The organism is Lonepinella sp. BR2357, assembly GCF_051851525.1.
Classification (GTDB): domain Bacteria; phylum Pseudomonadota; class Gammaproteobacteria; order Enterobacterales; family Pasteurellaceae; genus Lonepinella.
In genome coordinates this window covers 22948-35035 of sequence record NZ_JBPDVG010000017.1, presented here as the reverse complement: position 1 = coordinate 35035, position 12088 = coordinate 22948, and the positions used below count along the sequence as shown (strand labels likewise).

General features: G+C 40.9%; 8 protein-coding genes and 4 tRNA genes. 3 read left to right on the top strand and 9 right to left on the bottom strand.

Annotated elements, in window-relative coordinates; all coding sequences use genetic code 11:
• Positions 1-299: 299 nt before the first annotated feature.
• On the top strand, positions 300-812 hold the full coding sequence (locus ACTG7L_RS10275; RefSeq protein ID WP_439328460.1) for a transposase: 513 nt from the start codon (positions 300-302) through the stop codon (positions 810-812).
• Between the two features lie 21 nt (positions 813-833).
• Complete coding sequence (locus ACTG7L_RS10270) at positions 834-2024, top strand: ribosomal protein uL16 3-hydroxylase (RefSeq protein WP_439328459.1); 1191 nt, start codon at positions 834-836, stop codon at positions 2022-2024.
• 56 nt (positions 2025-2080) lie between these two features.
• On the opposite strand, the gene guaA is transcribed toward ACTG7L_RS10270, so the two are convergent.
• From guaA to guaB, 3 genes are all read right to left on the bottom strand, one after another.
• Complete coding sequence (guaA, locus tag ACTG7L_RS10265) at positions 2081-3652, bottom strand: glutamine-hydrolyzing GMP synthase (RefSeq protein WP_439328458.1); 1572 nt, start codon at positions 3650-3652, stop codon at positions 2081-2083.
• A 24-nt stretch (positions 3653-3676) separates the two neighbouring features.
• The gene (locus tag ACTG7L_RS10260) at positions 3677-4237 is read right to left on the bottom strand and encodes a hypothetical protein (protein WP_439257697.1); all 561 of its coding nucleotides are present in this window, start codon (positions 4235-4237) and stop codon (positions 3677-3679) included.
• 66 nt (positions 4238-4303) lie between these two features.
• A complete protein-coding gene (gene guaB / locus ACTG7L_RS10255) occupies positions 4304-5767 on the bottom strand; it encodes an IMP dehydrogenase (protein ID WP_439257698.1) in 1464 nt (487 codons plus the stop codon).
• Between the two features lie 130 nt (positions 5768-5897).
• Between guaB and birA the strand changes: the two genes are divergently transcribed.
• On the top strand, positions 5898-6833 hold the full coding sequence (gene birA, locus ACTG7L_RS10250) for a bifunctional biotin--[acetyl-CoA-carboxylase] ligase/biotin operon repressor BirA (RefSeq protein WP_439328457.1): 936 nt from the start codon (positions 5898-5900) through the stop codon (positions 6831-6833).
• Positions 6834-6848: 15 nt separating this feature from the next.
• On the opposite strand, the gene ACTG7L_RS10245 is transcribed toward birA, so the two are convergent.
• The 6 genes from ACTG7L_RS10245 to recC all read right to left on the bottom strand — a co-directional run bounded on the left by ACTG7L_RS10245 (position 6849) and on the right by recC (position 12088).
• Positions 6849-6923, bottom strand: a tRNA-Gln gene (locus ACTG7L_RS10245).
• A 45-nt stretch (positions 6924-6968) separates the two neighbouring features.
• Positions 6969-7043: transfer RNA gene (locus ACTG7L_RS10240), tRNA-Gln, on the bottom strand.
• Between the two features lie 27 nt (positions 7044-7070).
• Positions 7071-7153: transfer RNA gene (locus ACTG7L_RS10235), tRNA-Leu, on the bottom strand.
• Between the two features lie 21 nt (positions 7154-7174).
• Positions 7175-7251 (bottom strand) — tRNA-Met (locus ACTG7L_RS10230).
• A gap of 139 nt (positions 7252-7390) precedes the next feature.
• On the bottom strand, positions 7391-8611 hold the full coding sequence (locus ACTG7L_RS10225; protein WP_439328456.1) for an ROK family protein: 1221 nt from the start codon (positions 8609-8611) through the stop codon (positions 7391-7393).
• A gap of 72 nt (positions 8612-8683) precedes the next feature.
• Positions 8684-12088, bottom strand: coding sequence for an exodeoxyribonuclease V subunit gamma (recC, locus tag ACTG7L_RS10220; RefSeq protein WP_439328455.1), 3405 nt, complete (start codon positions 12086-12088; stop codon positions 8684-8686).

The window sequence follows — 12088 nt, the reverse complement described above, 5'->3', positions numbered from 1 at the left end:
CAATTAAACCACAAAACGTAGGGGCGTATTGCATACGCCCAAAAAACACAATTAAATCATAAAAGCGTAGGAACGTATTACATACGCCCCAAAAACACAATTAAACCGCAAAAACGTAGGAACATATATATTACATCCCCCAAAAAAACACAATTAAATCATAAAAACGCACGGGCATATTGCATACGCCCAAAAACACAATTAAATCATAAAAGCGTAGGGGCGTATTGCATACGCCCAAACAACACAATTAAATCATAGAGACGTATTACATACATCCCAAAAACTATGGAACAAATATGCAATACAACCCCAATATTCATCACCGAAAAACTATTAGATTGCAACATTATAATTACGCCTCTGCGGGTTCTTATTTTATCACTATTTGCTGTTTTAAAAACCAACCTATCTTTGGCAAAATCATTAATGGTGAAATGATACTCAATGAAAATGGCAAAATTGCACATCAAGAATGGTTAAATACGATCAATAAAAGGAAAGGCATTGAAATTGGTGAATTTATCATTATGCCTAACCATATGCACGGCATATTAAATTTTATCAATGAATTATCGGAATTTGATGATATGATCAAACCACGATTTAATAGCCCTAAAAATAATCTAGGTTCAATCATCCGTGGTTATAAGTCTAGCGTTAGCAGTAAAATTGGACTAGGCTATTCCGTATGGCAGAGAAATTATCATGAGCATATTATCAGAAATGAGCAGTCCTACCATCAAATTGAAGAATACATTATCTGTAACCCAATCTTTTGGAAAAAAGATTGTTTTTATATTTCACAATAAAATACATCAAGGACAAACAAAATGACTAACTATTGTTTACCCCCAAACATCACCCCTGAAATTTTCCTACGAGATTATTGGCAGAAAAAACCGTTAATTATTCGTCATGGTTTGCCACAAATTGTGGGGCAATTTGAACCCGACGATATTATTGAATTGGCACAAAATGAAGATGTCACCGCTCGGCTGGTGAAAACTTATGCGGATGATGATTGGAAAGTGAGTTTTAGTCCGTTGAGCGAACAAGATTTTGAAAACTTGCCTGAACGTTGGTCAGTGTTGGTACAAAATTTAGAACAATGGTCTACGGAACTGGGCGATCTTTGGCAAGCCTTTGGCTTTATTCCGCAATGGCAACGGGACGATATTATGGTGTCTTACGCCCCGAAAGGCGGTTCGGTGGGTAAACATTATGATGAATATGATGTGTTTCTGGTGCAAGGCTACGGTCAACGCCGTTGGCAGTTGGGCAAATGGTGTGATCCGAGCACCGAATTTAAGCCGAATCAGCCGATCCGTATTTTTGATGATATGGGTGAATTGGTGATTGATGAAGTCATGAATCCGGGCGATATTCTTTATGTTCCCGCCCGAATGTCACATTTTGGCGTGGCAGAAAGTGATTGCTTAACCTTTTCTTTCGGCCTGCGTTACCCGAATTTGAGCGATATTTTAGAGAATGTGAACAAAGGCTTTTGTCATAAAAATCCTGATATTGATTTGTCTGCGTTTTTATTGCCATTACGTTTAGATCAAACCCCACAAGCCACGGGCAAACTAGGGCAACCCGAAATTCAAGCCATTAAAAGCAAATTGATAGAGAAATTATCTGAATCGCCTGAATTTGATCGCCTATTCCAACAGGCCCTCGCTCAAACCGTCACATCACGCCGTTATGAAATGTTGGTGTCTGATGATATGGCTGATCCTGATGAAATTCTAGAATTATTGCAACAAGAAAGTGCGGTGATTTCTCAAGATAATAATTGCAAATTGGCGTATTTGGAACAACCTGAATTAGAAATTTACGCCAATGGCGAATGGTTAGATGAATTAAATCCGTTGGAAAAAGACATTTTAAAAGCCCTTGCAGACGGTGAACACCTTGATTTATCCGCCATTCAGCAATTAACCAGTGACGATATTGATATGGATTTGTTGATAGACAGTATTTGTAACTGGGTGGATGATGGCTGGGTCGTCATTGAGTAAGATAAATAGAACCCCGATATATATCGGGGTTTTTTGTCTTTATGGGGAAAAACTGGCTATTCCCATTCTATCGTAGCAGGTGGTTTGCCACTTACATCATACACCACCCTTGAAATCCCACTCACTTCATTAATAATCCGATTGGAGATTTTGCCAAGTAAATCATAAGGCAAATGCGCCCAATGTGCGGTCATAAAATCAATTGTTTCGACGGCACGCAAAGAAACAACCCAATCATATTTACGTCCATCCCCCATCACGCCGACGGATTTCACCGGCAAGAATACGGTAAAGGCTTGGCTGACTTTGTAATACCAGCCTGAATTGTAAAGTTCTTCAATAAAGATTGCGTCGGCTTTACGTAACAAATCGCAGTATTCTTTTTTGATTTCGCCAAGCACACGCACGCCTAAACCGGGGCCGGGGAATGGGTGGCGATTTAACATTTCAGCCGGCAAGCCTAAGGCTAAACCAATTTTACGCACTTCATCTTTAAATAATTCACGTAACGGTTCCACTAAACCGAGTTTCATATAATCCGGTAAACCGCCTACATTATGGTGAGATTTGATGACATGGGCTTTGCCTGTTTTGCTGGCTGCCGATTCAATTACATCAGGGTAGATTGTGCCTTGTGCCAACCATTTCACGTTAGTTTGTTTGTGGGATTCTTCATCAAACACATCAACGAACACTTTACCGATAATTTTGCGTTTTTTCTCGGGATCATTTTCACCTTTTAAGGCGTCTAAAAAACGATCTTCGGCATTAACACGGATAATGTTCAAGCCGAATTTATCGCCAAACATTTCCATCACTTGATCGCCCTCATTTAGGCGTAATAAACCGTTATCCACAAATACGCAATGTAAATTTTTACCAATGGCACGGTGTAATAACAAGGCAGTAACGGAAGAATCTACGCCACCAGACAAGCCTAAAATAACTTCATCATTCCCCACTTGGGCTTTAATGCGGGCCACGGCATCTTCTATAATATTTTCCGCCGTCCATTTGGTTTCGCAACCACAAATATTCACCACAAAATTGGTTAATAATGCCAATCCGCTTTTCGTGTGGGTGACTTCGGGGTGAAACTGCACGCCATAGAAACGGCGTTTTTCGTCGGACATAGCCGCAATCGGGCAAGTCGGCGTGGTGCCAGTCACTTGGAAATCGGTGGGTAAACGAGTCACTTTGTCGCCATGACTCATCCATACATCTAATTTAGGTTGCGAGGCATTGACATCATCATTTAATTGGGCGAATAATTGGCAAGTTGCCTGTAAATCCACTTGCGCATAACCAAATTCACGGTGATCGGAATTTTCGGTTAATCCGCCTAATTGCATTGCCATGGTTTGCATGCCGTAGCAAATGCCTAATACAGGCACGCCTGCGGTAAACACATATTCTGGCGCACGAGGGCTGTTGTCTTCCGTGGTACTTTCAGGACCACCTGATAAAATAATCCCCGTTGGGTTAAATTCACGGATTTGAGCTTCCGTGACATCCCACGCCCAAAGTTCGCAGTATACCCCAATTTCACGCACACGACGTGCGATTAATTGGGTATATTGTGAACCGAAATCTAAAATTAAAATTTTATGTTGGTGAATGTTGTTCATTTATATGTTCCTAATAAATATAAATCATTTTCTAGAGCTTAAATAATTTCTTCTATATAATTGATAGTTTATTTTATGTAAAATTCTGAAAGATTCTATAATATTATTTGGTAAATTATCCCGAGATTTATTTAAATCAAAAATAACTTCAATAAGACCAAAATCAACAGAATAATTGTTATATTCGTCCATCAATACTATTTCTCTTATAACGTCATAGATAGCACTTTTAGATGAATTTTGATTGATTTCATTTTTGCCACTTACACAATGAGGACTAAATTTTACTTTACCTAAGGATTCAAGCTCAAAAAATAAATTCCAAAAGGAACTGGGCATTTTCTTTAATTCTTTTGGATCAAATATATCAACGCTTATATATATTTCATTCAAAAAGCGTCTTAAGTCATACTTAATATTTTGCTTTTTTGACAAGAAAGCAGTATTAGGATAAGGGCTACTATCACCTCGTCTATCTCCTGATGAAGGCAACAAAAAAGAATCTTTTCCTTTAAAGCTATCTAAAAACTCATCCACACAATACACTAAAAATTCTTGGCTACCCTCATATGTGAAATCTAACATATCACACTCTCCAATATAATATTGGTAAAATCTATCAAATCTCATAAAATTTCACTGCACTTTGGATTACCCCATGCGATAATTCGGCGCTTCTTTCGTAATCGTCACATCATGCACATGACTTTCTTTAATTCCTGCGCCACTGATTCGTACAAATTGTGCTTTGGTGCGAAGATCTTCAATGGTGGCAGAACCTGTTAAGCCCATGCAAGAACGTAATCCGCCCATTTGTTGATGGACGATTTCACGTAAATAACCTTTGTAAGGAATTCGCCCCTCAATGCCCTCTGGCACGAGTTTATCAGCGGCATTATCGGATTGGAAATAACGGTCTGAAGAGCCTTTTGCCATGGCGCCTAAGGATCCCATGCCACGGTAAGATTTAAAGGAACGTCCTTGATAGAGTTCAATTTCGCCCGGTGCCTCTTCGGTTCCCGCAAACATGGATCCCACCATCACGCAATTTGCTCCAGCGGCAATGGCTTTTGCAATGTCACCTGAAAAACGAATCCCCCCGTCAGCAATCACAGGAATACCACGTTCAGCTAGTGCGGCGGCAGCCTCGGCAATAGCGGTAATTTGTGGTACACCCACGCCTGTGACGATACGAGTCGTACAAATGGAACCGGGGCCAATCCCGACTTTTACGGCACTGGCGCCTGCGTCTGCTAAGGCTATGGCTCCCTCAGCTGTTGCAATATTGCCTGCCACAATTTGTAAATCGGGGTATTTGGCTCGAGTTTCACGCACACGTTGTAACACGCCCTCGGAATGACCGTGGGAAGAATCAATTAATAACACATCTACGCCCGCTTGCACTAACGCCTCAATGCGTTCTTCATTGCCTGCACCGGCACCGACAGCGGCTCCGACACGTAAACGACCAAATTCATCTTTACAAGCATTAGGGGTATTTTGCGCTTTTTGATAGTCTTTTAAGGTAATCATGCCTTTTAACTTCTCATTCGCATCTAATACCAACACTTTTTCCACACGATGTTGGTGCATTAAACCAAATATTTCTTCACGTTTGGCATTTTCTTTCACGGTAACAAGACGTTCTCTTGGCGTCATAAATTCTGCAATGGTTTTGCTATGATCTGAGACAAAACGTACATCACGGCCGGTGATAATACCGACCAATTCGCCAGCATGATCTACCACTGGGAAACTGGCAAAGCCATTTTTCTGGGTAATGTCGGCTAATTGTGCCAAGGTCATATCGGGTTGCACACAAACAGGTTCGGATACAATCCCACTTTCAAATTTTTTCACTTTACGCACACGTTCCGCTTGGCGTTCAATAGACATATTTTTATGAATAAAACCAATTCCGCCCTCTTGCGCTAAGGAAATCGCTAATTTGGTTTCCGTCACGGTATCCATTGCCGCAGACAGCATTGGGATATTTAAGCGAATGGTTTTGGTTAATTGGGTGGACAAATCAGCGGTGTTGGGTAACACGGTGGAATGTGCGGGGACGAGTAAAACGTCATCAAAAGTTAAGGCTTCTTGCTTAATTCGTAACATTGCAATATTCTCTCTTTTAAGTGTATGCTATAAAATATTGCGAACGCATTATACAGATTTAACCTTATTTTGTGAACGAATTTTTGTGAAAAATCTGGCTTTTTTTAACGCATGATTAAAAAGGAAATCTATGTACGATTTATTAGAAAAACTGGCCGATGGTCAAGCCTATTCTTTTGAAAATTTAACTGCGCTTTTAGGTTGTAATGACGAGGCATTATTGGCTCAAATTCAGCAATTACAACAACAAGGGATTCATCTTGATACCACGCTTGGCGAGGTAAAATTATTGCCCCAAACCGCTTTATTAACCCCTGAAAAATTACGCCAGCGTTTGCCTTATCAAGTGTTTTACCGTCCGGTTATTCATTCCACTAACCAATTTCTGTTAGAAAATATCAAACGCTTAAACAAAGGCGATATTTGCACTGCAGAATGTCAAACCGCAGGGCGAGGGCGACGGGGGCGGCAATGGATTTCGCCTTTTGCAAGCCAGTTAATGTTGAGTTTTATTTGGCAAGTGGATGCTAGAAAGCCCCTTGACGGCTTAAGTTCTGTGGTTGCCATGGCGATAAATCATGCGTTAATCAAATTAGGCGGTACCGACATTATGCTGAAATGGCCCAATGATATTTTGTTAAAAGGCCGAAAATTAGCGGGCATTTTAATTGAAATTGCGCATACCGAGAATGGTCAACTTAATTTGGTGGTGGGGATTGGGTTAAATGTGGATATTCCCAAAGATAACCAACAAATTGACCAACGTTGGGCGAATTTAACCGAAATTTTGCCTAAAATAGACCGCACTTCATTGTTAATTGCGTTGATCCAGCAGATTTATCAAGCATTAGACACCTTTGAGCAAACAGGCATAGATGCGGAATTTCAACGAAAATGGCAAGAGGTTGATGCTTATTTTGGTGAAACCGTCAATATTATCACCGAGAAACAAGTAATTTCAGGCGTGGAACAAGGCATTGATGAACGTGGTTATTTAAAATTATTCACTGATAATGGTGAATTATTGACGTTTAATGGTGGAGAGGTGTCGTTGCGGAGAAAGTAAAAAACATTAGAAATATGGCTGGGGTACTAGGATTCGAACCTAGGGATGCTGAGATCAAAACCCAGTGCCTTACCGCTTGGCGATACCCCAATTAAATTATCTTAAACAGATAGTGATTTGCTTTGTTGAATAGTATGGCTGGGGTACTAGGATTCGAACCTAGGGATGCTGAGATCAAAACCCAGTGCCTTACCGCTTGGCGATACCCCACCTACTAAAAGAGTTGCAAACTGAAAATGGTGCGGAAGGAGGGACTTGAACCCACACGCACAGGCGCCAGAACCTAAATCTGGTGCGTCTACCAATTTCGCCACTTCCGCAATATATTGACCACTTTAAAATGGTGGCTACAGCGAGATTCGAACTTGCGACCCCAACATTATGAGTGTTGTGCTCTAACCGACTGAGCTATGTAGCCATATTTTGCGTCACCGTAATCAGCGTTGCGGTGCGTATTATGCTTATTTCACGCTAACTCGTCAACACTTTTTTCCTGATAATCACAAAATTGGCGTTCGTTCGAATACAGATTAAACAAATCGCCCTAAAATACGGCCTTACTCCTCCAAAAGATGTTGCAATAAACGGCCGTCTAACAATGCCCGTTTTACCAACGCAAATGCGCCGATCACATCTTCATGATGTAATGCTGACACCACTAACGGCGTATTTTTCACAAAAGCGGGCAAGGCATGGCTTTCAAGCGTCCGATGAATGGCAGCAAATAATGTATTTTTTGCCTGCGTAATTTCCCCCGAAATCACGATTTTTTCAGGGTTAAACATATTCACCGACATAGCCAACACACGGCCAATTTGCACACCTACATGTTCAATTAACTCGGTCGCCACTGCGTCATGCTTATTGCTTGCTTTACAAATTGCTTCAATATCATGGCTTTCTAATGAGAGCCACTTGCTTTGATAACCATCTTCCAACATCTGTTGCATTTTATTTTCAATGGCCTCATTGCTGACCACGGTTTCCAAACAACCCACATTGCCACACAAGCAGCGTTTTCCCAACGGATCCACCTGAATATGGCCAATTTCACCCACGTTATTGCGGTAGCCTTGAAAGACTTCGTGATTAATCACTATACCCGCTCCCACGCCACGATGAATGCGTAATAACAGGGAATCATAACAATCTTTGGTCACGCCAAAATAATGTTCCGCTAAGGCCAAACTGCGCACATCTTGCCCGATATAACTCGGTAAATGAAAGCGTTCTTCGAGTCGTTGCACCAAATCCCAAGGTTCTGCAAGCGTAAAGTGCGGTAAATTTTCAATCAGATTATTTTGGCCATTCACAAACCCCGCAACCGTCACGCCAATGGCAATCAACTCACTGGATTTTGCTTGATTATCGGCAATAAATTTGTCTAATTGCTCAAATAAGAAATCTTCTAAATGGCTCAAATCCGGCAGGTCAGGCAAATCAAAATGCTGATATTTCAGCAACTTGGCCGACAAATCCATGATAGCCAGTACAATTTCTTCTCGACCCAAATGAATCAGTAACGTCCGAAAGGCTTTCTGTTCTGCCACAATAGACGTGGCACGACGCCCCCCCGTGGATTCTTGCTGTTCCACTTCTTTAATTAACCCTCGAGCCAATAATGCCCGAGTAATTTTGGTGACGCTCGCCGGTGCCAACTGGCTTAATTCCGAAATTTTAATTCGTGAAATCGGTGCTTGTTGGTCGATTAATTTATACACCACCGCACTATTCATCTGTTTAACCAAATCCACATTCACAATTTGATTAATTCGCATCCGCCAATCCTTATTTTACGCTATAAAATTTGTGTTATTTTACCTGAAAAAATCGCAAAAATTAACCGCAGTTTACAGAGATTTTGTGGAATCCAACATATCCCTAAACCATTTTTCCGTATTTTCGCTGATTTTTTCCAGATACTTGTTTAAGTCTGCGGTTTGTTTCAAAATACGCTGCCAATAAATATCACCCGCCTTGTATTTATCCCCCTCCGCCATGGTTTGAATGAATTGGCACTTAGCGCTATCTGTTTCTTTTTTTAAATAACCGCTAATGCCATCACTGACCGTTAGCACGACCTGTTGTTCACCCGCTAAATAATCCGCAATATAAGATTGCAACAAGGCTTCAGGATCAAATTCATGCTCAGTTAAAAAGGTTTTTCCAACTAAATTTTTCTTGTCTTTCCCATAAAAAATAGCCGGTAACACAGATTCATCCCCTGAACAGACCTGCAATATTAACCAATTCAGCCAATTCTCAATCGTATAGCTGTCTTTGTGTTTGCCCGCTTGCCATTGAATGCGTTGCAAACCGTTTTCAGTGCTGAATAGTCGATCAATGTAACCACTTAATTGCACCAGTTGTCCTTTAATATTAAAGGTGAAATCAATGTAACGGCTTTCCATTGGTTTGCCTTGATAAGCGGCAATCACCGTACGAAATTGTTCCACATCCGAGCGTAGTTGTTGTTGGTAAATCTGGGCAAATTCACCACGAGGCAATCGCCCTTTAACGGTTAATTTGGCAAAATATTGTTCAATATCCAGATCTTCGTTCATTAACAAATCTTGTTGAATTTGATAAGTGTCTAAACCGTCTAAGGTAAAATATTCTGTATCGCTAATCTGCTCATCTTGATCACGATAATACACGCCAAGCCGTTGTTCAAAGAAAAACTGCACCGGATTTTTCACAAATTTAATTAACTGCTCGCAATCAATACTGACAGGAGTAACAGCGACTTCAGTTGAAGAAGATGCGGCTTGCACAAAATCCAACGGTGGCTGATGTGCATTGGCAATATTGGCCCATTGTTTGGCAAAAGTGCGGTGCGTTTCGCTAAAGTTTTTCGCACTCCAGGCGGTCATGGCGTGATATTGAACCAAAGCTTTTTTATCGCCTTGCGGTTGACAGTCCACATCCAGATTATCATACAAATAATCCAATAATTGATTAACCAACACCGATGGTTCTAACGGACAATTATCAATAATCGATTGCCCCACATAACTGATATATAACCGTTGTTGTGCCGATAACAAGGCCTCAAGGAACAAATAACGATCATCATCACGGCGAAAACGATCGCCTTTTTGACGGTGATATTGCATTAAATCAAAACTATTTGGCGTCGTATGGCGTGGATAATCCTGTTCGTTCATACCTAACAAGCACACCACTTTAAATGGAATGGTTCGCATTGGTAAGAGGGTACAAAAACTCACTTTCCCCACCAAGAATTTTAAACTATTCTCTGGTGCATTTAATTTTTCCGTCAACACATCCACCATCACCTCTGTGGTCAAAGGTTCATCCACTTGCCACGCTTTTAATGATTGGCTGACTTGCTGAATGCTGTTTTCAATATAACGCAACATGTCGACGGTATGCGCTTCCTCACTAAAGAAATCCGCCAGTAACGCCGTCAATGCTGTTTCCCATTGCGTCACAGTATGCGGTTGAGACAAGGTGATTTGCCAGCTATGTAACTGTTCAATAAAGCGAGCCAATGCCCCCACTAAGCGACTGTTCAGCCCATAACTATTATCAAAGCCCAGATTTTCTTGTTGCCAAATACCATTTTCTTCACGTAGTGCAAAACCCAATAACATGCGCTCCAACCCCGCTTGCCACGCATTGAAATTCACCCCTTGCGTACTGGATTTTTCCAATCCAAAACGAATGCCACTGTCCTTGACCCAATGGCGTAAATTATCCAGATCCCCGAGGGTGATCGAAAAACGTTGACGGATTGCGGGAATATCTAACAGTGCCAACACGTCTTCCGCACTAAATTGACTGTCTTTTAAGCGTAATAAATGCAAGAACGTCGCCAACAAGACATCGCTTTCGGATAAGGTTTGATCCGCAATGGAAAACGGAATATAACGCTTATCTTCGCCCCATTTCCCTTTAGCATCTTGAATTTTTACTTGATACTGGCCAAAAACTGCCTGAATATAAGGTGCGTAGCGATCAATATTGGCCACCATAACCACAATATCTTTTGGTGTAAGGTCTTCATCTTGTTGAAAACATTGCAATAAATAATCGTGCAAGACTTCCACTTCACGCATTGGACTATGGCAAGCATGAAAAGACAAAGACGGATCTTGCGCTGTCCAATGCAACGATTTCCCTTGGCTAGGTGCCAACTGCAAAATTTTGCGTTTTACTTGGGTTAATAAATGCGAATCACCGGTTAATTCTGTATTGGCTTGAATTTCTTGGCTGTCTAATCGGCTTAATAAATAGAAAAAATCCCGTCCTAATTTGCCCCAAGTGGCCAACAAAGGATGACCGATGGATAAATGTTCATCTTCCGCCGTTAATTCTTGTTTATTGGCAAAATAATCTTCCAGTTGCGTGTCGTTAAACAAGGAAATCGCTTGCCCACTCTGCTGTTTGGTTAAGGTTTTCAACGCACGTTTTTGGGCAAAGGTGGGATCTACAATATCGCCCCAATAATATTGGCTCGGGTTATTAAAGAACAGATGTACATCACAATGTTCTGCCATCACAGCCAAGGTGTCTAAATAAGTTTTTGGCAAGGCGGAAATACCAAAGATAAATAGGCGTTTGGGTAAATTTTTATAGCTCGATAATTGCAAATATTGACGGTATAAATTAGCACGGTGTTGTACAAGATGCCCCTCACTGGCAACCTCGCCAATCAAAGCACACCATAATTTCCCTTGCCACGCCACATCTTGCATAATTTGCTGTTTAAAACATTCATCCAACTGTTTTTGTTGGCTTAAAATCTCTTGTACAATGATCTCAGGTTGCTGTTGTTCCCAAGCCGTAATCCATTGAGGTCGATAAACCAAATATTGGTCAAAGAGATCGGCTATTTTACTGGCTAATTGATAGAGTTTGTGTTGTTCGGAATCAATCGAATAATGTAGATAATGCAAAATAGGTTGAAAATCAAGTTGCTTAATCAACCCCATTAACCGCCACGTCATGGCCTCTTTACTAAATTGGCTTTGCTCCACTGCATTCGGCAACACATTTGGTAAATTATCCACATATTGTTGCCAAATAAAACTGGCTGGCATGGGAAACTTGAAATTGGCCGCAATCCCTTGTTTCTCTGCTAACTGCAGTTGTAACCATTGCGCCATACCAGGGCTTTGCACCAAAATGGTTTCCGTTTCAAAGGGATCATCCAAGGGATCTCGCTTAATTAATTCACATAAAATATCTTTTTGAACGTCAAGATCATTAGAATGATAAATTTTAAACAT

What these genes read in the sequence shown, in the direction of transcription:
- guaB (WP_439257698.1), bottom strand. Translation starts at nt 5,767, where the DNA reads ATGTTACGAATTAAGCAAGAAGCCTTAACTTTTGATGACGTTTTACTC.
- recC (WP_439328455.1), bottom strand. Translation starts at nt 12,088, where the DNA reads ATGTTTAAAATTTATCATTCTAATGATCTTGACGTTCAAAAAGATATT.
- ACTG7L_RS10270 (WP_439328459.1), top strand. Translation starts at nt 834, where the DNA reads ATGACTAACTATTGTTTACCCCCAAACATCACCCCTGAAATTTTCCTA.
- guaA (WP_439328458.1), bottom strand. Translation starts at nt 3,652, where the DNA reads ATGAACAACATTCACCAACATAAAATTTTAATTTTAGATTTCGGTTCA.
- ACTG7L_RS10225 (WP_439328456.1), bottom strand. Translation starts at nt 8,611, where the DNA reads ATGCGAATTAATCAAATTGTGAATGTGGATTTGGTTAAACAGATGAAT.
- birA (WP_439328457.1), top strand. Translation starts at nt 5,898, where the DNA reads ATGTACGATTTATTAGAAAAACTGGCCGATGGTCAAGCCTATTCTTTT.
- ACTG7L_RS10275 (WP_439328460.1), top strand. Translation starts at nt 300, where the DNA reads ATGCAATACAACCCCAATATTCATCACCGAAAAACTATTAGATTGCAA.
- ACTG7L_RS10260 (WP_439257697.1), bottom strand. Translation starts at nt 4,237, where the DNA reads ATGTTAGATTTCACATATGAGGGTAGCCAAGAATTTTTAGTGTATTGT.